This is a genomic window from Agarivorans sp. MS3-6 (assembly GCF_054112545.1).
Genome location: NZ_CM134202.1, coordinates 331,220 through 352,584 on the forward strand (window position 1 = coordinate 331,220; position 21,365 = coordinate 352,584).

The following is a 21,365-nucleotide window of genomic DNA, read 5'->3' on the forward strand; positions in this document are numbered from 1 at the left end:
GGAAACCGCTCAGTTAAGTTTTGATAACTAATCGATTACTCTGCTTCACTTCTTCCATTACTACATAGGTTCGCGTGTCATTAACACCCGGCAAACGCAGTAAGGTTTCGCCCAATAATTTACGATATGCAGACATATCGGCCACTCGGGTTTTTAATAGATAATCGAAATCACCTGAGACTAAATGACACTCTTGAATTTCTTCTAGCTGCTGAACAGCATGATTGAATTGTTCAAATACGTCAGGCGCGCCACGGTTTAGTGTAATCTCAACGAAAACCAACAATGAGGCATCTAAATACTGCGGATTTAAAATTGCAGTGTAACCGGTAATGTAACCTTGGCGCTCAAGGCGTCTAACCCTTTCTAAACATGGCGTAGGGCTAAGACCTACCCGTTTCGAAAGTTCCACATTTGATATGCGGCCATCTTTTTGCAACTCATTAAGTATGTTGCGATCAATACGATCCAGTTCCTTCATTGGTCGACCTTTTGCTTCCATTAATGGTGATACGTATGTTGTCCCTAATACACCAGCTTGTTACTGACTATTCATGCACAAAAATCAACGCAAATTGCATAATTTTTATGGTAATCCTTTCCATCACAAATAAGTCATTCCAAGCAAGATGCAGAGCTAAAACCCAAGTGAACAAACTTTTTTAAACTTTTGTTTTATCCCTGAGCATTATTTATTCCACAAAATCCACGTACTATCAAGTAAAAAGCCGAATTAATGGCTAGATAAATACGCATATCCATATAAAGTTTTAGTATTTGGAGGGATTAAACAAGCCTATTATGCTGTAGCTAACAAAACTTCTGCTCTTGAGTAGATAACAAGTTTTTAACTACTGGGCGCTTGATATTAAGATTTATACCCTCATATACCAAGCAAGAACTGTAAAGGAATTGTAGCAATCATGAGTAACGCGAAGCACCACAAATTAGTCATTCTAGGCTCTGGGCCTGCTGGATATACTGCCGCTGTTTATGCAGCAAGAGCTAACTTAAGCCCGGTATTAATTACCGGAATTCAGCAAGGTGGCCAGCTGACCACCACCACTGAAGTTGAAAACTGGCCAGGTGATGCTGAAGGCCTCACAGGGCCTGCACTAATGGAGCGCATGCTCGCTCATGCAGAAAAATTTGAAACAGAAATTATCTTCGACCATATCAATGAAGTAGATTTCAAACAAAAACCGTATCGCTTAAAAGGGGATAGTGGTGAATACACCTGTGATGCACTCATCATTGCGACCGGAGCTTCAGCCAAATACCTAGGTTTACCCTCAGAAGAAGCCTTTAAAGGCAAAGGGGTATCGGCATGTGCTACCTGTGATGGTTTTTTCTATCGCAATCAAAAGGTGGCCGTTGTTGGTGGTGGCAACACCGCCGTTGAAGAAGCCTTGTATTTGTCCAATATTGCTTCCGAAGTCCATTTAATTCATCGCCGCGAAGAATTCCGCAGTGAAAAAATCTTAACCAAGCGATTAATGGATAAAGTCGCTAACGGTAATATTGTTCTTCATCTAAACCAAACCTTAGATGAAGTTTTGGGCGATGAAATGGGTGTTACGCATGTGCGAACCAAAAGCACTGTAGATGGAAACACGAGTGACATAGAAGTTATGGGCGCATTCATTGCTATTGGCCATCAACCCAATACCGGCATATTTGAAGGTCAATTGGAAATGAAAGATGGCTACCTAAAAGTTCAGTCAGGAACCGAAGGGAACGCCACTCAAACCAGCATACCGGGTATTTATGCAGCCGGTGATGTCGCTGACCATATTTACCGCCAAGCTATCACCTCAGCGGGTGCCGGCTGTATGGCTGCTTTAGACGCTGAACGTTACTTAGATAGCGTAAACGACTAGTTTTACTTGAATCAAGCCGGTAGCTTTATCGGCTTGATTGTTTGTTACTGTTTAAACTAAGTTTTTTGCTATAATCTAAGGCTGATTATCACTCATCATGTCGACATCGTGCAGCCAATAATAATTGAAGGCAACTCTCCCTTTCCTTCCCCTGAACGCGCCTTAAGCGAGCCCAATGGTTTATTAGCCATCGGGGGGAGTTTAAGCCCTGACAGACTAATATCAGCCTATTCAAACGGTATATTCCCTTGGTTTAGCGACCACCAGCCTATTTTATGGTGGAGCCCAGACCCTAGAATTGGTTTAAACCTGGAAAAACACGCCATTAGTAAAAGCATGCTTAAATTTATTAAGAAAACCTCTCTCACGGTTACTCTTAATCACAGTTTTGAGCAGGTAATCCGTCACTGTGCGGAGCTGCGGGTAGACGAAACGTGGATAACTCAAGATATGATAAGTGCCTATCTGAGATTACATCATTTAGGTCACGCCCACTCAGTCGAAGTATGGCAAGAACAAAAGCTCGTTGGGGGCTTATACGGCGTTGCCGCAGGCAGTGTATTTTGTGGCGAGTCTATGTTTCACACTGTTAGCAATGCCTCTAAGCTGGCTTTTCACGTTTTTTGTCGGCACTTTAAACATTGGGGAGGCGACTACATTGATGGCCAAGTAGAAAACCCTCATCTATTAAGCCTTGGCATGCAGTCGCTACCCAGAGCAAGGTTTTTAAGGCTGTTAAAAGATTCGCAAGAAAAGCAGATTGATAAGGTATGCTGGCAACAACAAGGGCTAGATTTATGCGCTTATCTTTAGGCCTCAGCCCTGCCAATACTTGTCCCTATCTACCCGAACAATTTGAGCAGTTGTGCTTCACCTTGTGTACAACCGAAGAAAAGCAGCTTTATTATTCACAGTTATTAACGATGGGATTTAGACGAAGTGGTGATGAACTCTACCGCCCTCATTGTAGCCAATGCCAAGCCTGTGAATCTCTGCGCGTAAATGTGAAGGACTTTCAGCCTTCTCGTTCTCAGAAACGCATACTAAGTAAGGCAGTTGATGTACAAGTTAGCTGGGGAAACAGTTTAAGCGAACAAGATTACCAACTGTTCGCACGTTACATTGAGGCCCGCCATAAAGATGGTTCAATGTACCCAACCAGTGAAACCTCATTTCATCAATTTTTAAGCTGCCAATGGTCAAATACTCAATATCTTCGTTTGTATTTAAAAGACCGTTTAATCGCAGTGTGTGTCACCGACATTCAAAGCAGCGGTTTTAGTGCGGTATATACTTTTTTCGAACCTGAGCTAGCATCCTTGTCGATCGGTACCTTAGCGGTATTGAAACAAATTGAGCAAGCTAAGTTACAAAACACACCATGGATTTACCTAGGCTATCAAGTCGATCAATGCCAAAAAATGAACTACAAACAAAACTATACACCCCATCAACGATTTATTAACGGTAAATGGCAATAGATTTAGAGGATAAACTTTACACAAGGCACTAAATCTGGCATTCTCCCAGCGTTTTTATAAGTGCGTGTCAAACAGAGGACTCAATGGCGAAAGAAGACAATATTGAAATGCAAGGCACAGTGTTAGACACCTTGCCTAACACAATGTTCCGTGTAGAACTAGAAAACGGACACGTTGTAACTGCCCACATTTCTGGAAAAATGCGTAAGAACTACATCCGCATTCTTACCGGAGATAAAGTTACGGTACAACTAACACCGTACGACTTGTCAAAAGGGCGCATTGTTTTCCGCGCGCGCTAATTGCTAGAAAATCGCAATTAAGAAAAAGCCAGCTAAAGCTGGCTTTTTTAGTGGTTAGATAAAATCTAGGCTTCGGCGACTTCATCTTCATACTGAAATTCTAGCTTACCGTCTTTCAAGGCAATCCCCACATGTCCACCTTGGTTTAAACGGCCAAACAAAATTTCGTTCGCCAAGGGTTTACGTAGTTGCTCTCGGATCACTCGAGACATTGGCCTCGCGCCCATAGATCTGTCGTAACCTTGCTCAGATAACCACAATCTAGCATCCGCATCCACTTCCATTGAAACACCGTTAGCGTCCAATTGAGCTTGTAGCTCCACAATAAACTTATCAACCACTTGTTCGATGATTGTTTCGTCTAAATGGTTAAACCAAATAATGTTATCTAAACGGTTTCTAAACTCTGGAGCAAAAATCCTATTGATTTCTGCCATCGCATCAAAGCTTAAATCTTGCTCTTTAAAGCCAATCGATGAACGATGAGTCTCTTTAACACCTGCATTACTGGTCATCACCAAGATCACATTGCGAAAATCGGCGTGACGACCGTTGTTATCAGTCAGGGTGCCGTGGTCCATCACTTGAAGTAACAAGTTAAACACATCTTCGTGAGCTTTTTCTATCTCATCGAGTAATATGACGCAATGTGGGTGCTTCATGGCCGCATCAGTTAGCAAACCACCTTGATCAAAACCCACATAGCCTGGAGGTGCGCCAATCAAACGAGATACCGCATGACGCTCCATGTATTCAGACATATCAAAGCGGATTAACTCTACGCCCAAGGCTTTTGCCAACTGCTGAGTAACTTCGGTTTTACCCACTCCGGTTGGACCGGCGAATAAGAACGACCCTACCGGTTTTTGTTCAGCACCTAAGCCAGAGCGATTGAGTCGAATCGCATCAACCAGCACATCAATGGCAGGATCTTGACCAAACACCACCATTTTCAAGGTTTCGTTTAAGCCACGTAATGTTTCGCGATCTGAAGATGAAACCTTAGTTTCAGGAATTCGAGCAATCTTGGCCACAATGGCTTCGATGTCTCCAGTACCAATGGTTTTTTTCCGCTTGCTCACCGGCAACATTCGCATGCTAGCCCCCGCTTCGTCGATCACGTCAATCGCTTTGTCAGGTAGGTGCCGCTCGTTAATGTACTTAGCCGCTAGCTCAGCGGCGCTGCGCATAGCTTGCTTAGTGTAGCGTACGTCATGGTGTGCTTCATAACGGCTCTTCAAGCCCATCAAAATCTTGGTCGTGTCTTCGACGGTAGGTTCTACTACATCAATTTTTTGGAAGCGACGCGCCAACGCACGGTCTTTCTCAAAAATCTGATTATATTCTTGGTAAGTGGTTGACCCCACGCAGCGCAATAAGCCATTGCTTAATAATGGTTTGATTAAGTTTGCCGCATCAAGTTGACCGCCAGAGGCCGCACCTGCACCAATAATGGTATGGATTTCGTCAATAAATAGAATGGCGTTTTCTGCATTTTCAAGCTGCTTGAGTAAGGCTTTAAAACGTTTTTCAAAATCGCCTCGATACTTAGTACCAGCCAATAAAGAGCCGATATCTAAAGAGTAGATGGTGGCGTCTTTAATTACGTCAGGCACGTCTTCGTGAACGATGCGGTAAGCAAGCCCCTCGGCGATGGCGGTTTTACCCACACCGGCCTCCCCCACCAAAAGCGGGTTGTTTTTGCGGCGGCGACATAATACCTGAATGGTACGGGATAATTCTTTATCACGACCAATTAAAGGGTCAATTTTGCCTTTAAGTACAAGGTGATTAAGGTTGCTGGCAAAGCTTTCTAGTTGCTTGGTATCTTCAGACTGAGCTTCAGTCTCTGCAGGGCCTTGCTCAGCACTTGGCTCGTCGTCTTTACGAATGCCATGGGAAATGAAATTAACCACATCTAAACGGCTAATATCCGCCTTTTTAAGGAAATAAACAGCTTGGCTTTCTTGCTCACTAAAAATAGCGACCAATACATTAGCCCCACTGACCTCACTATTACCGGATGATTGCACATGAAATACAGCGCGTTGCAGAACCCGCTGAAAACCTAAAGTAGGCTGGGTTTCTCGCTCGCCATCGTCTTCTGGAATAACAGGCGTGGTTTGTTCAATGAAACTACTCAACTCTTGATTAAGTTGATTGAGGTTAGCCCCGCAAGCCACTAGGGCTTCTTTTGCGGCGGAATTATCTAATAAACCCAGCAACAAATGTTCTACAGTCATAAATTCGTGTTGCTGCTGTCTCGCTTCTTTAAACGCTTGGTTTAAAGTTTGTTCCAACTCTTTATTTAGCATGCATAGGCCCCCTAAAGACAATCAATACTACTTAGCTATGCTTTCTCCATGGTACACATCAATGGATGGTCGTTTTGTTTGGCATAGCTATTAACTTGTGCAGCTTTTGTTTCAGCTACTTCGGCCGTAAAAACTCCGCAGACTCCTTTACCTTTGTAGTGAATGGTCAACATAATTTGAGTTGCTTGGTCTAAGTCCATATTAAAAAATAACTGCAACACCTCAATAACAAACTCCATAGGAGTATAGTCATCATTATTTAAAACCACCTTATACATCGGAGGCGGCGCAGTAAGATTCTTCGCCTCTTTGGTGATTTCTTCAACATCTAGCCAATCAGATAATTTGCTCATATAAAACTATTGTAGTGAAAACGCGTCTCTGTTCTCAACATAACCGCTTTGACTTAACAAGGCTAGTAGAAAAATGCCCTGAAAACTTGACTGTAGTAAATATTTTACTAAATTGTTAAACAGCTGACTTAAAGTTGTGTCAAAAATGACCAATCTAGTCAGTTTGGTAGATAAATTTTATAGGGAAATGTGGTATGCCAAACGGAACAGTTAAATGGTTTAACAACGCAAAAGGATTTGGTTTTATTTGCCCGGATACAGGCGGAGAAGATATTTTTGCCCATTATTCGACAATTCAAATGGAAGGGTATCGCACCCTGAAAGCAGGTCAACCTGTCCAATTTGAAACCCAGCAAGGCCCTAAAGGGAGCCATGCTGTGAGTATCGTTTTTGACGATAGTCAGCAATGACCTTTTGCTAGCAAAGCTCTGCTAAGCCAAATGCCAGTCATCACGACTGGCATTTTATTTTGTAAAGAATCGCAACTCATCTCCCCCCGACCAAATCCTTGGGCACAAAAAAACCGGTGACATGCACCGGCTTAATCGTATTTAGGCTAACGGTTAGCGTAAACCATCAACAATCTGATTAAACAGAGTGCTTGGACGCATCGCTGCTGCAGCTTTAGCTGCATTGGGTTGGTAGTAGCCATTTAGGTCAACTGCAGGGCCCTGAGCAGAGTTTAACTGCGCTACAATTTCAGCTTCGTTGGCGCTTAGCTTCTCAGCGACAGTTGTAAAAGTAGCTTTTAGCTCGGTGTCGCTATCTTGAGCGGCTAAACACTGAGCCCAGTACATACATAAGTAAAAGTGACTGCCACGGTTATCTAGCTCTTTAACTTTACGTGAAGGCGATTTGTTCTGGTCTAAAAACACCCCCGTCGCTTTATCTAAAGTACTGGCTAGCACAGCCGCCTTGGCATTAACTGTCACTTGGCTTAAATGCTCTAGCGAGGCAGACAACGCTAAAAACTCACCTAAAGAATCCCAACGTAAGTGGTTTTCTTTTTCAAATTGTTGCACGTGTTTTGGGGCAGAACCACCAGCACCCGTTTCAAATAAACCGCCGCCATTCATTAAGGGAACAATCGACAACATTTTTGCTGATGTACCCAACTCAAGAATTGGGAACAAATCAGTAAGATAGTCACGTAATACATTACCGGTGACTGAAATAGTGTCCAAACCTTGCTTAACTCGTTCAAGAGAGAATTGAGTCGCATCGTTAGGTGACAAGATCTTAATTTCAAGACCCGTGGTATCGTGTTCAGCGAGATAGCTTTCAACTTTGGTAATTAACTGTGCGTCATGAGCGCGTTGGCTGTCTAACCAAAATACCGCTGGCGTATCACTTAAACGTGCACGGTTTACCGCCAGTTTCACCCAATCACGTATCGGTGCGTCTTTCACCTGACACATTCTGAAAATGTCACCCTGATTAACCGTTTGGCTTAATACAACTTGCCCATTGCCATCAATGACTTCAACAGTACCCGCAGCAGGAACCGCAAACGTCTTGTCGTGTGAACCATACTCTTCCGCTTTTTGTGCCATCAAACCCACGTTCGCGACAGACCCCATAGTGGTTGGGTTGAACGCACCGTTTTCTTTACAAAAATCGATAGTTTGTTGGTAAATACCCGCGTAGCTGCGATCAGGGATCACTGCTTTTGTATCCTGTTGCTTGCCTTCGCTATTCCACATTTGACCAGAAGCACGAATCATCGCAGGCATAGACGCATCAATAATCACGTCACTCGGTACATGTAAGTTAGTAATGCCTTTATCCGAGTCAACCATGGCCAAAGCAGGACGTTGCGCATACACCGCTTCAATAGCCGCCTTAATTTCGTCTTGCTTGGCACTGTCTAAGCTTTGGATTTTGGCATAAACATCACCTAAGCCATTGCTTACATCTACACCCAACTCGTCAAATAATTCGCCGTATTTAGCAAATACGTCTTTAAAGAATACTTTAACCACATGGCCAAAGATGATCGGATCTGACACTTTCATCATGGTGGCTTTCATATGCAATGAAAACAATACACCTTTCGCTTTAGCATCTTCAATCTCAGCGTCAATGAAACAAGCTAACTCAGCAACATTGAGTGCTGCAGCGTCGATCACCTCACCCGCGAGTACAGGAAACGCCTCTTTCAACACTTGTACTTCACCCGTATCCGTTTTCAACTGGATAGACACGGTACCGGCTTCTTTAATCGTTGCAGACACTTCGCTGCCGTAAAAGTCGCCTTGGCTCATGCTAGCAACATGGCTTAACGAATCTTTCGCCCATGCGCCCATCGAATGCGGGTTGTTGCGGGCATATTGTTTAACAGAACCAGGGGCGCGGCGGTCAGAGTTACCTTCGCGTAACACGGGGTTAACCGCACTTCCTTTCACTTTGTCATATTTTGCTTTAGCGTCTCGTTCTAGATCGCTAGTAGGCTCTTCTGGGTAATCGGGTAAAGCATATCCTTGCGCCTGCAGCTCTTTAATCACGGCTTTTAGCTGCGGCACTGAAGCACTAATGTTAGGCAACTTAATGATGTTAGCTTCTGGTTTTTTAGCCAGCTCGCCGAGTTCAGCCAATGCGTCTGAGATTTGTTGTTGCTCTGTTAATAGCTCAGGAAAGCTGGAAATAATACGACCCGCTAGTGAAATATCACGAGTTTCTACGTTTACACCAGCGGCATTAGTAAATGCTTGTACAATCGGTAACAATGAATAAGTGGCTAAGGCTGGCGCTTCGTCCGTTAAGGTATAAATAATCTTTGACGTCATGTCGGTCCCTAAAGTTGTGGTTGCTCTCGCTACGGCCGCCATTTCTTGCATTAATGGTCGAGTCCGTGAGGTGGCTAGTAACAAACAAAGAATGAAACACGCTCTATTTATCTACTGGCCGTCCAATAATTCGGCCAAAATAATAAACCATTTACAAACGCATTAACATTGTTTTACTAGTGGTACATCCAATAGCTGTTACAATTGGCGCCATGAAAAAGTTAACAAACACCCCAAAGCCGCGCCGTTTTAAACGAAAGGCTGAAGCTAATTCTACAAAACCATTGAATGGCCCACGCCGTTTAGTTTTGTTCAACAAACCCTTTGATGTACTAAGCCAATTCACCGATGGACAAGGTCGCTCGACCTTAAAAGACTATATTGATATCGCCGACGTTTACGCTGCTGGCAGACTCGACCGTGATAGCGAAGGCTTACTGCTATTAACAAACGACGGTAAGTTGCAACATCAATTAGCCAACCCTAAGGCCAAAACCAGTAAAACCTATTGGGTTCAGGTTGAAGGCGTACCTAGCGATGAAGATTTAGCCCCTTTGCGTAAAGGGGTTGAGCTAAAAGATGGGCCATGTTTACCGGCTAAAGTTAAACCGATAAACCCACCCGATTTATGGCCACGCACCCCCCCCGTACGCGAGCGTAAAACTATTCCAACCAGTTGGTTAAGCATTACCATCAAAGAAGGGCGCAATCGGCAAGTAAGACGCATGACCGCGGCCATCGGCTTTCCTACTCTGCGCTTAGTACGCTACCAAATTGGCGAATACACCCTTAAAGGGATCGCAAACGGTGAATACCAGCAATTAGTCGACGACCAGATAGCATAAACTGGCCGTTTGAAATGCTGTTTTCATCACAGAATTTCTGGTAGAATTCGCCCCAAATTTTTTCCAACAAGTTAGCATGAACTCAAACAACACTAAAAAAGTGATTGTCGGTATGTCCGGCGGCGTTGATTCCTCAGTTTCAGCCTACTTGCTTATACAGCAAGGCTATCAGGTTGAAGGTCTTTTTATGAAGAATTGGGAAGAAGACGATAACAGTGAATACTGCGCAGCGGCTGAAGACTTAGCCGACGCACAAGCTGTATGTGACAAATTAGGTATTAAGCTACATACCATTAACTTCTCAGCGGAATACTGGGATAACGTATTTGAACACTTCTTAGAAGAGTACAAAGCGGGTCGCACGCCAAATCCAGACATTATGTGTAACAAGGAAATTAAGTTTAAGGCATTTTTGGAATTTGCCGCAGAAGAACTGGCAGCAGATTACATCGCAACGGGCCATTATGTGCAACGCCGCTTTCAAGACGGTCACTGGCAAATGTTACGCGGTTTAGATAGCAATAAAGACCAAAGCTATTTCTTATACACATTAGAAGAAAAGCATATTGCCCAAACCTTGTTCCCAGTAGGCGACATTGAAAAGCCAGACGTTCGCCGTATTGCCGAAGAGCAAGATTTAATTACCGCCAACAAAAAAGATTCTACCGGGATCTGTTTTATTGGTGAGCGCAAGTTTACCGACTTTTTAGCTCAGTATTTACCGGCTCAACCCGGTGATATAGAAACCTGTGAAGGCAAAGTCATTGGTAACCACCAAGGATTGATGTATCACACTCTTGGTCAGCGTAAAGGCTTAGGCATTGGCGGCACTAAAGACGGCAATGAGACCCCTTGGTATACGGTCGATAAAGATATCGAACGTAACGTACTGATTGTTGGCCAAGGTCACGACCACCCACGGCTAAAATCTCAAGCGCTGATTGCAGGCCAATTACATTGGGTAGACCGCAAGGTGATAACCGAAGAGCTGCGCTGTAGCGTTAAGATTCGTTATCGCCAGCAAGATGTTCCGTGCACCATTATTCCGCAAGCTAACGACGAAATTAAAGTGGTATTCGACCAACCACAAATCGCCGTGACGCCCGGCCAATCAGCCGTATTTTACTTAAACGAAGTCTGTTTAGGTGGCGGTATCATTGAACAGAAAATTGGCATATAAGCGCTATGAGTAATTCACTATCTAACCGTGTCATCGCTTTCGCCGGTATTTGCCAAGCAGCGAAATTAGTCCAAGATGTAGCGCGTACTAGCACCTGCGAAGAAGCCGGCCTAAGTACTTGCCTTAACAGTATTTTGGTCACCGAACCTAAAGAAACGGTAGATGTGTTTGGCTCATTAGCCGAGCTTAAATTAGGCCTGGGCGTAATGAGCGCTCAGCTCAACAGCCAACAAGAGAAACGTAACGCCGAGATAACCCGTTACTTGGTCAGTTTACTCGCGCTTGAACGGCGTTTAAATAAACGTCCTGATCTTATGGGCATGATGGGCGAACGTATCACCCAACTAGATCGACAGTTGCAGCATTTCGAATTGTTAGACCAACAAGTACTGGGCGGCATTGCCGACATCTACAGCGATATAATTAGTCCTTTAGGTCCCCGTATCCAAGTTGCAGGCAATGTTAGTCACCTGCAGCAACCGGTTGTTCAACACAAAGTTCGCGCCTTACTGTTAGCCGGAATACGCGCCTGCGTATTATGGCGACAATTGGGCGGCCAACGTAGGCAACTACTGTTTTCTCGAAAGAATTATTTACAGCAAACCACACAACTTTTAAACACCATTGATTAGTTAATTTAGGAGATCACCATGGAACTGTCGGCATTGACAGCCATTTCCCCGATAGACGGACGCTACGGGGACAAAACTTCTGAACTGCGCAGTATTTTTAGCGAATTCGGCTTAATTAAATATCGCGTAAGGGTAGAAATTCGTTGGTTACAAAAACTTGCCCAGCAGCACAACATCGCAGAAGTGCCTGCCTTCTCTCCTGAAGCCATTGCCTTTTTGGATAGCATTAACGATAACTTTAGCGAAGCTGATGCTGCCCGCGTTAAAGAAATCGAACGCACCACTAACCATGACGTAAAAGCGGTTGAATACTTCTTAAAAGAGAAAGTCGCCGGCAACGCAGAGTTAGACGCGGTTTCTGAATTTATTCACTTTGCGTGTACCTCAGAAGACATCAACAACTTGTCGCACGCCTTAATGCTAAATGAAGCGCGCAACAAGGTATTAGTGCCTTACCTACAAAAGTTGATTGACGCGATTACCGAGGTGGCAAAAGAACTACGCGATACGCCTTTGCTTTCTCGCACCCACGGCCAACCAGCATCGCCCAGTACCATGGGCAAAGAAATGGCTAACGTAGTGGCACGCTTACGTCGTCAGCTTACCCAAATTGAAGCCGTAGAAGTACTGGGTAAAATTAACGGTGCAGTGGGTAACTATAACGCCCATATATCTGCTTATCCAGAAGTTGACTGGCACACATTCTCAGAAGAGTTTGTGACTAGCTTAGGCGTTCAGTGGAACCCTTACACCACTCAAATTGAACCGCATGATTACATCGCAGAATTGTACGATGCTATCGCTCGTTTCAATACTATTTTGCTAGATTTCGACCGCGATATTTGGGGTTACATTTGCCTAGGCCACTTTAAGCAAAAAACCATTGCTGGTGAAATTGGCTCTTCAACCATGCCACATAAAGTTAACCCAATTGATTTTGAAAACTCAGAAGGTAACTTAGGCATCGCTAACGCACTATTTGGCCATTTGGCGGCTAAATTACCTGTATCTCGTTGGCAGCGTGACCTTACTGATTCAACGGTTCTCCGTAACTTAGGTGTTGCTATGGGTTACTCACTCATTGCTTATCAGGCGACCCTAAAAGGCGTCAGTAAGTTACAGATAAACGAAGCTAACCTACTCAGTGATTTAGACAGCAACTGGGAAGTATTGGCCGAGCCAGTACAAACCGTTATGCGCCGCTACGGTATCGAGAAGCCTTACGAGAAGCTTAAAGAGTTGACCCGTGGTAAGCGGGTAGATGCTGAAGCCATGCGTGAGTTTATCGACGGTTTAGACATGCCTGAAGCAGCAAAAGTCGAACTGAAGAAAATGACCCCTGCCAATTACATTGGCGATGCGGTTAAGTTGGTAGACCAACTATAATCGACAGCCTTCCTTGCTAGGTAAATTTACCAAAGCCGACTTAATCGTCGGCTTTTTTGTATCAGCAGTGCTCTCACTATTACCCGTGCTTGCTAACGCCATGCAATAATACCGAACGGCGATAGCTTGGCCGCTGTTTTAATCGCTGACATATCCGCAACTTAATTAGCCTTGTTTTCAGCGATGGACAAAGAGCCCTAGCTTGTTCGATATTTATAGTATGAGCATTAACACCGAACTAGACAAACTCATCAGATTTCTGCGATATTGCCAATCACCGCCTTTTGTTTATGGGATTATTTATGTTGTTTAGCGTTTGGCTCACCTTTGTCGTTGCCTGTATCATTTTTAGCTTATCGCCAGGCGCGGGGGCAGTAGCCACCATCAGTCATTCTTTGAGCGGCGGCTTTCGGCAAGCTTGCAAAAACATCGCGGGCTTGCAGTTGGCGCTGATTGTTCACCTAGTAGTGGTTTCTGTAGGGCTTGGCGCTTTATTAGCCTCTTCAGCCATAGCTTTCACTTTGATTAAGTACTTAGGGGCAGCCTATCTACTCTACCTAGGCTTGAGTAAATTTTTCGACAAGCCTAAACGTTTACACACTGGGCGAGATACCATTAAATCCAGTTCGGAGTTAATCAGACAAGGTTTCATTGTTAATCTAATGAACCCTAAATCGATCATTTTCTTGGCTGCGTTTTTACCTCAATTTGTAAGCCCCAATAACGAACTAATTAGCCAGTACTTATTACTGGGATTAACCGTGGTATTGATCGATTGTGCGGTTATGTTCAGTTATGCAACCCTCGCTACAGCAGCTAAACCATGGCTAGGAAAAGCTCGCTTTATCGCCTTACAAAATCGCGTGTTTGGCTCGTTATTCATCATGATGGCTGTGGTCTTAGCCCGCGTAGAGCGATAACCTGAAGTAAATAGCGCTTTAACGCTCTAATTATTCATTGCTAATTAAGGCTAAGCACAGTAGCGTAAATCTAACAATGAGTGAACAACAGAGAAGCAACGCAATGAAAAACACCCTAGCCATGTTATTGGCCAGCAGCCTTTTAGTCGCTTGTGATAGCAGTGAAGTCGCTGACGTATCACTTGGCTTGTTTACCACCAAAGATATTAAAATTAGCGTACTCAATGATCCGTTAATACCAGGGGTGACTTGTCACATTGCAAATGTTGAGGCGGATTTAGACTTTGCCGACCCTAGCGATGCCTCTATTTCCTGCCGCCAAACAGGCGAAATAACAGCCGCTATGCTGACCAATATCGATACCTCAAAATCTGGCGAAGTCGTCTTTAAAAAGTCAAAGAGCATTCTGTTTAAATCACTAAAAATTCGCCGTATATACGATCTTGAGTCACAAACGTTGATGTACTTGTCGTACTCCACTAAAGAAACCTCGGGGAGTTACAAACACAGTTTATCAACGGTACCGCTTTGGGGAACTCAAGCCTACCAAGAGCCAAGCCTTGTCACTCCCTAATCTAGCAATACTCGGTTTTAATCTACCACCATAAAAAAGGCCCTCCAAGGAGGGCCAAACAGTACAATGGTAACAACAGTTCTTGAGCTTTGAGTTTATTTTGCAGCCAGTATTTTTAATTCACTGGCAACAAACTCAACATGTGGACCAATTACAACTTGTACCGCTGTTTTGCTCGGTACAATCACACCTGGCACATGTTTTTTGAGTTCTTTTACATTAACTTGGCCACTGTCTTTCACTTCTAAGCGAAGACGGGTTGCACAGTTATCTACCAATACAACATTATCTGTACCACCTAGCATGGTAAGCACTAAGCCTGCCACCTCTGCATGCGAACCACCAACACTTAAGGTCGTTTCGTCTTCGTCAGCTTCTTCACGGCCCGGTGTTTTCAAGTTCATTTTGATGATCATGGTTTTGAAGACGAAGTAGTAAATTGCAAAAAACACTAAACCTTGTGGGATTAACATATACCAGTTAGTGGCTAATGGGTTACGTGAAGACAGCACCATATCGACCAAACCCGCACTAAAGCCAAAGCCAGCCATCCACTGCATTGAGGCGGCAATAAATACCGACACCCCGGTAAGTAGAGCGTGCACCACATAAAGTACTGGGGCGACAAACATGAAGGCAAACTCTAGTGGCTCTGTTACACCCGTAAAGAAAGACGCCGTTGCCGCTGCAATCATAATTGACGCAACTTTACTTTTGTTTTCTGTTTTAGCTGTATGATAAATAGCCAGCGCTGCACCCGGTAGACCAAACATCATAATAGGAAAGAAACCCGCCATGTATCGGCCTGTTTCACCTGGTACGGCATCCGCAGCCACACTCAAAAATTTACCTAAATCATTAATGCCCGCCATATCAAACCAGAACACAGCGTTTAATGCATGGTGTAAACCCACCGGAATAAGGATGCGGTTGAAGAAACCATAGATGCCGGCCCCTACAGATCCTAGACCGGTAATGCTTTCACCAAAGGTGACTAAACCTCCAAAGATAAGCGGCCAAAGATACATCAGTACAAAAGCCATACCGATACCTGCCACTGAAGTAAGAATAGGCACTAAACGCTTGCCACTAAAGAATGACAACGCTTTGTGCAGCTCAACTTGGTAGAAGCGATTATATAGCTCGGCAGCCATAATACCGCTGATAATACCAACGAACTGATTATTGATTTTAGAGAAAGCCAAAGTACTAGACTCATCTAAGGCCACTAGTCCGATTTGCTCTACCGCGCCTGGCGCTAGCAAAGTAGTAATCACCATGTAACCAATGAAACCGGCCAAGGCTGCTGCGCCGTCTTTATCACGAGACATGCCGTAAGCAATACCAATAGCAAACAGTACCGACATATTGTCAATAATAGCGGCACCAGACTTAATTAAAAATGCCGCTAATGCACTGTTCCCACCCCAACCGTTGGGGTCTATCCAGTAACCAATTCCCATTAAAATGGCCGCTGCAGGTAATACTGCAACGGGTACCATTAAGGCTCGTCCAATCTTCTGTAAATAGGTAAACATAGTATCCCTCTTTATGGCTATCATTAACCAAATTCAAATTTATTAGCGGCAATTGCCAATTCGACCTTAGTGTTCCAATACACAGCGAGTCTTGCTAAACGTTCCACCAAGAACTTAATTCGCAGTGTAAATAATTAAATTCTCCACGCAAATAAAGATTGGGTAAATATGTGATCAATACGTTACTAAATTATTTTTAAACTGCTATTAATCACATTTTTAACGAAACTTATTTCTCGACGAGAATTAAACTGCTAAGCTAAATCAAAACTTGCGGAGAAAAATCATGAGACTGATACCTTTACTAGACAAAGAACAAGTAGGACGCTGGTCTGCACTTTATATCGCAGAGAAAATTAAGTCCTTCAAACCTACCGCTGACAAGCCTTTTGTTCTCGGTTGCCCTACTGGTGGCACCCCGCTCACCACTTATAAACACCTTATAGAGCTACACAAACAAAAACGGGTTAGTTTTGAGCATGTTGTGACTTTCAATATGGATGAATATGTCGGGATCCCTAAGCAACATCCGGAAAGCTATTACAGTTTCATGCATAACAACTTCTTCTCACATATTGATATCAAAGCTGACAACATCAACCTACTCGATGGTAACGCTGAAGATTTAGAAGCCGAATGCGCCCAATATGAAGCAAAAATTAAGCAGTACGGTAAAATTAACTTATTTATGGGTGGCGTTGGTGTAGATGGTCATATTGCATTTAATGAGCCGGCATCATCATTGGCTTCACGCACGCGAGTTAAAACCCTTACAGAAGATACTCGTATGGTTAACTCGCGCTTTTTTAACAACATCGAAGAAGTTCCAAAACTGGCCTTAACTGTTGGTGTAGGTACCCTCTTAGATGCTGAAGAAATCCTTATACTGGTGACCGGACACAATAAGGCGCAGGCCCTACAAGCAGCCGTAGAAGGGAGCGTTAACCATCTATGGACTATATCTGCGCTACAAATTCACCCTAAAGCAATGGTAGTATGCGACGAGCCTTCAACCATGGAACTGAAAGTAAAAACAGTTCGTTACTTTCAAGAACTTGAAGCCAACAACATAAAAAATATTTAGGAAAATCGGAATGATGTATGCCCTTACCAATGCTCTAGTTTTTGATGGTTGCGAATTGTTAAATGGCTATTCCGTATTAATTGAAGACGGCCAAGTCAGTTCGGTAGTTCCTAACCAACAAGTATCACCACAGATCAGTGGTATCGACCTCAATGGCGCGGTGTTATGCCCAGGTTTTGTTGACCTGCAGCTAAATGGTTGCGGAGGGGTGATGCTCAATGGCGAATTTACTGCCCACAACCTGGAGGTTATGCATAACAGTAACCTTAGAAGTGGCACCACGAATTTCATGCCGACACTAATCACTACCAATGATGAAGAAATGGAGCAAGCGGTAGAAGTATCGCGCGCACATCAACTCAGCCATGGTACGGCCAACTTGGGCTTACATTTAGAAGGCCCCTACCTCAGCGTGGACAAAAAAGGCATACATAGTGAAGCGCTTATTCGCCAACTTAACCAACAGCGCTTACGCTTCTTACTAGATAACAATGACGCGATTAAAAAAATCACCTTAGCACCCGAACATGTCGAATTAACCACCATTTCGGCATTAAAAGAAGCAGGCATATTAGTCTCATTGGGACATACCAACGCCAGTTATCAACAAGCCAGTGAAGCGATCAACGCAGGGGTAGGATTTGCCACCCATTTGTACAACGCCATGAGCCCAATGACGGGGCGTGAACCCGGCGTAGTCGGTGCAATTTATGACCATAACCTGTTCGCTGGTATTATCGTCGACGGCCACCATGTTGCCGACGCCAATGTACGCATCGCCAAGCGTTTACTTCGCCACAAATTGTGTTTGGTAACCGACGCCACTGCTGCTGCTGGAGCCGATATAAGTAGCTTTGATTTTGTGGGACGCAAAATTACCGTACAAGATGGGATTTGCTTTGGTGATGATGGTACACTCGGCGGTTCTGCTCTAACAATGATTGGGGCAGTAAAAAACTGCGTACAATCAGTCGGTTTGTCTATGAGAGACAGTTTAAGAATGGCTTCTTTGTATCCAGCAACTGCAATCTCACGAGACGATAGATTTGGCCGAATCAAAGCAGGTTATAGCGCAAACTTAACCGCATTTGACCAAGATTTTAATGTCACTTTAACGATTAGCGATGGCCAACTCACACGGTTTTAAGCAACAAAAGCATGAATAACAAACTTATTGTCAACGTAGATAAAGTTAAACAGGTAAACACTGCAGCAGTATACGGAATGATAGATCAATTAGGTCCGATTTCACGTGTCAAAGTCGCTGAAGAAAGTCAATTGGCTCCTGCCAGTGTGACTAAAATCACTCGTCAGCTGATCGCTACAGGCCTAATTAAAGAAGTGGCTCAGCAAGCGTCTACTGGCGGGCGTAGAGCTATTTCTTTAATGACAGAACAAAGCCACTATTACTTTATTTCGGTGCGTTTAGGTCGTGGAGAAATGGATATTTCGCTATTTGATTTAAGCGGAGAATCTCATGCTCACAATAAGCTTGTTATTGCAGAAGTAGAGCAGCAACCCTTAGTAGATATCCTGCTTAGCAACATTGATGCTTTTATTAAACAACAAGTGAGTGCTTCTCAAAACCTAATCGCAATTGCCATAACCCTTTCTGGTTTGGTTAATCCCGGTGAAGGCTTGGTAGTATATACGCCGCATTATCAGCTTCGTGACTACCCTCTCGCATCCATCATTGAACAACGCTTTTCACTCCCCGCTTATATCGGTAACGATACCCGAGCCATGGCGCTCGCTGAGCACTACTTTGGTTCAACCAGAGACTGCTTAGATTCAATTTTAATTACCGTTCATAACGGGGCCAGCGCAGGTATCATTGTTAACGGCCAAGTGTTTATGAGCCAAAACCGCGATGTTGGAGAAATAGGACATATTCAAGTTGATCCTTTGGGGGACCGCTGCCAATGCGGTAACGTAGGTTGCTTAGAAACGATTGTATCTAATAGTGCCATTGTAGAGCGCCTCAAGACCTTAATTAGCCAAGGCTGCCCGTCGATATTGCAAGGTGACTTTGGTATTGAAGATGTATGTTTCGCTGCCAATCAAGGGGACATGTTATGTCATCAAGTGTTGCACCGCGTAGCAAAAATGCTCGGCAACAGTATCGCTATTACCATTAACCTATTTCATCCAGAGAAGATCGTCATAGCGGGTGAAATAATGGCGGCACAGAGCATACTGTTACCGACCATCAAACAATGTATCGACCACCAAGCACTAAGCTCTTTTGCCCACGGTTTACCTATTGAAGCTGCGCATTTTCAGAAAAATCCTACTATGGGTGGCTTGGCGCTCGTGAAACGGGCCTTACTAGACGGAAGTTTATTGATCCGTTTAATCAACGAAAAGTCACAACCGCGTTAGCCACGCCTAAAGCTAATAATGACTAGAAATGTAATTAGGCGCTTGTAAATTATAGCTTTTAGTCGGTTTTTTGTGCTTTAATCAGATGATTGGAGCATAAGGAATTAGCTGGATGCGAGTCGTTACCCAACGTATTATTGTGATAGCCAGTGGACTAAGCGCCTGCTTAGCGGTGGTGATAATAGCCTTGCAACTACTCTCATCTGAAATCACTCAAGCTCAGCGACATATTGCTCACAGCACACTTAATCTTACTCAATCGGTTATTTATGATTCACTTCAATCCTTAGATGACCTCAGTCACCTCGACATCGAAGACTGTAGCGACAGCGCGTTATTAAAAATGCGCCAAGTGGTTTTTTTAAGTGATTACATCAAAGATGCAGGTTTTATTCAAAATGAACGCTTGGTATGCACCACCACCGGCGGCGCTCTGGCTAGCCCGATGGAATTGGCCCCCCCCACATTTAGTACTGGCTTGGGCTTTGATTTATGGTTAAACCAGCAACTAGTAGTATTTGATAATCTGCTCTCAGGCGTGGTTTTACGCAAAGGCGATTTTAATGTTGTGGTGAACAACAATACCTTTGGAAACTTAGAATTTGGTGATAATCAATGGGAGATAGTCAATCGTTATAATAACCAAATCACCCATTTAATTGGTACCCCAGGTATTTTCAAACAAGCCCAGTTAAACGAATATGAAGAAGCCAACGATAACTTTCACTACTTTCATCGTTGTAGTGAAAACTATGAGTTTTGCGTAGCATTAAGCCTTTACAATTACACCCTTATTAGAAACAAATTGGCCTTTTTAGCCTTTTCGTTATTGTTTAGTTTTGCTTTTGGCATCATTACGAGTATCTGTTCTGAAAGCTTAATCAGGCGTCATGTTAGCGTGGGTTCACGGCTACGCCGAGGCTTGAAAAAAGGCTATTTCTCTTATCAAATACAGCCTTTGGTTGATCTAAAGACTAAACGAATTATTGGCGGCGAAGTGTTAGCTAGGTTCGAAGATCAACATGGTCGGCTGTTCCCTGATGAATTTATTCCTGAAATACGCCGTTTACGTCTCACTTGGCCCTTTACCCAACATATTATTGAAACCGCTCTGCATGACTTACAAGCCAGTAAGGTGATACAAAAAGACACCAAGATCAGCTTCAACATTTTTCCTAACGATGTTGAGAGCAATCAAATAGCGGCCCTTAATGAGCTTGTTGAAGTGAAACAGTTCGATGGAAACATCACTTTAGAAATCACCGAAGATTTACAACTAGACAGCTTAAACGCGAACCGCAATATCAACCACATCATCCAACAGGGTTTCGAAGTCGCCATTGATGATTTTGGTACCGGATATTCAAACCTTAAACAGCTTAAAAACTTCCGTTGTCAGTACTTAAAAATCGATAAAAGTTTTGTATTCGAATTAGAAGCAGGCGCCATTCGTTCATCTTTGGTGCCGCACATGGTGGATATAGCGCATAAGTCGAACTTAAAAGTAATCGCTGAAGGTATAGAAAATGTCATGCAATCGAAGGCATTAGAGCTGCTAGGTGTTGAATATGGGCAGGGTTGGATGTTTGGCAAGCCCATGCCAATTGATGTATTCATAGAGAAGTACCTAGCATCTCAGCAAGATAACAAGTCCTGAACTGACAAAGGCTGAATACATTCAGCCTTTTCAACACCTGCAAAGCTCCC

20 protein-coding genes are annotated in these 21,365 nt (G+C 43.7%); 15 read left to right on the forward strand and 5 right to left on the reverse strand.

Translation table 11 applies throughout. The features are described from left to right. Window positions 1-13: 13 nt before the first annotated feature. Complete coding sequence (gene lrp / locus ACVFI8_RS01570; protein ID WP_248715199.1) at window positions 14-502, reverse strand: leucine-responsive transcriptional regulator Lrp; 489 nt, start codon at window positions 500-502, stop codon at window positions 14-16. A gap of 421 nt (window positions 503-923) precedes the next feature. Here lrp and trxB point away from each other — a divergent pair, with 421 nt between their 5' ends. The 4 genes from trxB to infA all read left to right on the forward strand — a co-directional run bounded on the left by trxB (window position 924) and on the right by infA (window position 3,663). Then, a complete protein-coding gene (trxB, locus tag ACVFI8_RS01575) occupies window positions 924-1,880 on the forward strand; it encodes a thioredoxin-disulfide reductase (RefSeq protein WP_457872844.1) in 957 nt (318 codons plus the stop codon). A 105-nt stretch (window positions 1,881-1,985) separates the two neighbouring features. Next, a complete protein-coding gene (gene aat / locus ACVFI8_RS01580; RefSeq protein ID WP_457873804.1) occupies window positions 1,986-2,693 on the forward strand; it encodes a leucyl/phenylalanyl-tRNA--protein transferase in 708 nt (235 codons plus the stop codon). Continuing rightward, window positions 2,678-3,361, forward strand: coding sequence for an arginyltransferase (locus ACVFI8_RS01585; protein WP_248715197.1), 684 nt, complete (start codon window positions 2,678-2,680; stop codon window positions 3,359-3,361). The genes aat and ACVFI8_RS01585 overlap by 16 nt, the downstream gene beginning before the upstream one ends. A gap of 83 nt (window positions 3,362-3,444) precedes the next feature. Further along, the gene (gene infA / locus ACVFI8_RS01590; protein ID WP_016401030.1) at window positions 3,445-3,663 is read left to right on the forward strand and encodes a translation initiation factor IF-1; all 219 of its coding nucleotides are present in this window, start codon (window positions 3,445-3,447) and stop codon (window positions 3,661-3,663) included. Between the two features lie 65 nt (window positions 3,664-3,728). Here infA and clpA read toward each other — a convergent pair whose 3' ends face one another. Both clpA and clpS read right to left on the reverse strand, forming a co-directional pair. Continuing rightward, window positions 3,729-5,978, reverse strand: coding sequence for an ATP-dependent Clp protease ATP-binding subunit ClpA (gene clpA / locus ACVFI8_RS01595; RefSeq protein WP_248715196.1), 2,250 nt, complete (start codon window positions 5,976-5,978; stop codon window positions 3,729-3,731). Between the two features lie 35 nt (window positions 5,979-6,013). Further along, window positions 6,014-6,331: an ATP-dependent Clp protease adapter ClpS gene (gene clpS / locus ACVFI8_RS01600; protein ID WP_248715195.1), complete on the reverse strand. Its 318-nt coding sequence runs from the start codon at window positions 6,329-6,331 to the stop codon at window positions 6,014-6,016. A 194-nt stretch (window positions 6,332-6,525) separates the two neighbouring features. Here clpS and cspD point away from each other — a divergent pair, with 194 nt between their 5' ends. Further along, a complete protein-coding gene (cspD, locus tag ACVFI8_RS01605; RefSeq protein ID WP_137674740.1) occupies window positions 6,526-6,741 on the forward strand; it encodes a cold shock domain-containing protein CspD in 216 nt (71 codons plus the stop codon). A 153-nt stretch (window positions 6,742-6,894) separates the two neighbouring features. Here cspD and ACVFI8_RS01610 read toward each other — a convergent pair whose 3' ends face one another. Then, window positions 6,895-9,117, reverse strand: coding sequence for an NADP-dependent isocitrate dehydrogenase (locus tag ACVFI8_RS01610; protein ID WP_457872845.1), 2,223 nt, complete (start codon window positions 9,115-9,117; stop codon window positions 6,895-6,897). A gap of 212 nt (window positions 9,118-9,329) precedes the next feature. On the opposite strand from ACVFI8_RS01610, the gene ACVFI8_RS01615 reads away from it, so the two are divergent. From ACVFI8_RS01615 to ACVFI8_RS01640, 6 genes are all read left to right on the forward strand, one after another. After that, window positions 9,330-9,962 (forward strand): pseudouridine synthase, encoded by a 633-nt coding sequence (locus ACVFI8_RS01615; RefSeq protein WP_457872846.1) that lies wholly within the window; start codon window positions 9,330-9,332, stop codon window positions 9,960-9,962. A gap of 76 nt (window positions 9,963-10,038) precedes the next feature. Then, window positions 10,039-11,142 carry a tRNA 2-thiouridine(34) synthase MnmA gene (gene mnmA / locus ACVFI8_RS01620; protein ID WP_457872847.1) on the forward strand — a complete coding sequence of 368 codons (1,104 nt, stop codon included), beginning with the start codon at window positions 10,039-10,041 and terminating at the stop codon, window positions 11,140-11,142. A 5-nt stretch (window positions 11,143-11,147) separates the two neighbouring features. Then, the gene (gene hflD / locus ACVFI8_RS01625) at window positions 11,148-11,774 is read left to right on the forward strand and encodes a high frequency lysogenization protein HflD (RefSeq protein WP_457872848.1); all 627 of its coding nucleotides are present in this window, start codon (window positions 11,148-11,150) and stop codon (window positions 11,772-11,774) included. Window positions 11,775-11,792: 18 nt separating this feature from the next. Then, window positions 11,793-13,160: an adenylosuccinate lyase gene (gene purB, locus ACVFI8_RS01630; protein WP_248715190.1), complete on the forward strand. Its 1,368-nt coding sequence runs from the start codon at window positions 11,793-11,795 to the stop codon at window positions 13,158-13,160. A gap of 302 nt (window positions 13,161-13,462) precedes the next feature. Beyond that, on the forward strand, window positions 13,463-14,080 hold the full coding sequence (rhtB, locus tag ACVFI8_RS01635) for a homoserine/homoserine lactone efflux protein (protein ID WP_248715189.1): 618 nt from the start codon (window positions 13,463-13,465) through the stop codon (window positions 14,078-14,080). A gap of 103 nt (window positions 14,081-14,183) precedes the next feature. Then, complete coding sequence (locus tag ACVFI8_RS01640; RefSeq protein ID WP_457872849.1) at window positions 14,184-14,654, forward strand: CreA family protein; 471 nt, start codon at window positions 14,184-14,186, stop codon at window positions 14,652-14,654. Between the two features lie 95 nt (window positions 14,655-14,749). Here ACVFI8_RS01640 and nagE read toward each other — a convergent pair whose 3' ends face one another. Further along, a complete protein-coding gene (nagE, locus tag ACVFI8_RS01645; RefSeq protein ID WP_457872850.1) occupies window positions 14,750-16,192 on the reverse strand; it encodes an N-acetylglucosamine-specific PTS transporter subunit IIBC in 1,443 nt (480 codons plus the stop codon). Between the two features lie 286 nt (window positions 16,193-16,478). Here nagE and nagB point away from each other — a divergent pair, with 286 nt between their 5' ends. The 4 genes from nagB (at window position 16,479) to ACVFI8_RS01665 (ending at window position 21,315) form a co-directional block, all read left to right on the forward strand. After that, entirely contained in the window at window positions 16,479-17,276 is a 798-nt protein-coding gene (nagB, locus tag ACVFI8_RS01650; RefSeq protein ID WP_248715186.1) for a glucosamine-6-phosphate deaminase, read from the forward strand. Between the two features lie 10 nt (window positions 17,277-17,286). Then, entirely contained in the window at window positions 17,287-18,423 is a 1,137-nt protein-coding gene (gene nagA / locus ACVFI8_RS01655) for an N-acetylglucosamine-6-phosphate deacetylase (protein WP_457872851.1), read from the forward strand. A gap of 11 nt (window positions 18,424-18,434) precedes the next feature. Continuing rightward, window positions 18,435-19,658, forward strand: a complete 1,224-nt coding sequence (locus ACVFI8_RS01660; RefSeq protein ID WP_457872852.1) for an ROK family protein — start codon at window positions 18,435-18,437, stop codon at window positions 19,656-19,658. 112 nt (window positions 19,659-19,770) lie between these two features. Beyond that, a complete protein-coding gene (locus ACVFI8_RS01665; protein WP_457872853.1) occupies window positions 19,771-21,315 on the forward strand; it encodes an EAL domain-containing protein in 1,545 nt (514 codons plus the stop codon). The last annotated feature ends 50 nt before the right edge of the window (window positions 21,316-21,365 follow it).

Coding starts and splice junctions, on each gene's coding strand:
- ACVFI8_RS01665 (WP_457872853.1), top strand. CDS start 19,771: ATGCGAGTCGTTACCCAACGTATTATTGTGATAGCCAGTGGACTAAGC.
- clpA (WP_248715196.1), bottom strand. CDS start 5,978: ATGCTAAATAAAGAGTTGGAACAAACTTTAAACCAAGCGTTTAAAGAA.
- lrp (WP_248715199.1), bottom strand. CDS start 502: ATGGAAGCAAAAGGTCGACCAATGAAGGAACTGGATCGTATTGATCGC.
- nagB (WP_248715186.1), top strand. CDS start 16,479: ATGAGACTGATACCTTTACTAGACAAAGAACAAGTAGGACGCTGGTCT.
- nagE (WP_457872850.1), bottom strand. CDS start 16,192: ATGTTTACCTATTTACAGAAGATTGGACGAGCCTTAATGGTACCCGTT.
- infA (WP_016401030.1), top strand. CDS start 3,445: ATGGCGAAAGAAGACAATATTGAAATGCAAGGCACAGTGTTAGACACC.
- ACVFI8_RS01660 (WP_457872852.1), top strand. CDS start 18,435: ATGAATAACAAACTTATTGTCAACGTAGATAAAGTTAAACAGGTAAAC.
- rhtB (WP_248715189.1), top strand. CDS start 13,463: ATGTTGTTTAGCGTTTGGCTCACCTTTGTCGTTGCCTGTATCATTTTT.
- clpS (WP_248715195.1), bottom strand. CDS start 6,331: ATGAGCAAATTATCTGATTGGCTAGATGTTGAAGAAATCACCAAAGAG.
- ACVFI8_RS01615 (WP_457872846.1), top strand. CDS start 9,330: ATGAAAAAGTTAACAAACACCCCAAAGCCGCGCCGTTTTAAACGAAAG.
- ACVFI8_RS01610 (WP_457872845.1), bottom strand. CDS start 9,117: ATGACGTCAAAGATTATTTATACCTTAACGGACGAAGCGCCAGCCTTA.
- trxB (WP_457872844.1), top strand. CDS start 924: ATGAGTAACGCGAAGCACCACAAATTAGTCATTCTAGGCTCTGGGCCT.
- ACVFI8_RS01585 (WP_248715197.1), top strand. CDS start 2,678: ATGCGCTTATCTTTAGGCCTCAGCCCTGCCAATACTTGTCCCTATCTA.
- hflD (WP_457872848.1), top strand. CDS start 11,148: ATGAGTAATTCACTATCTAACCGTGTCATCGCTTTCGCCGGTATTTGC.
- purB (WP_248715190.1), top strand. CDS start 11,793: ATGGAACTGTCGGCATTGACAGCCATTTCCCCGATAGACGGACGCTAC.
- cspD (WP_137674740.1), top strand. CDS start 6,526: ATGCCAAACGGAACAGTTAAATGGTTTAACAACGCAAAAGGATTTGGT.
- ACVFI8_RS01640 (WP_457872849.1), top strand. CDS start 14,184: ATGAAAAACACCCTAGCCATGTTATTGGCCAGCAGCCTTTTAGTCGCT.
- mnmA (WP_457872847.1), top strand. CDS start 10,039: ATGAACTCAAACAACACTAAAAAAGTGATTGTCGGTATGTCCGGCGGC.
- nagA (WP_457872851.1), top strand. CDS start 17,287: ATGATGTATGCCCTTACCAATGCTCTAGTTTTTGATGGTTGCGAATTG.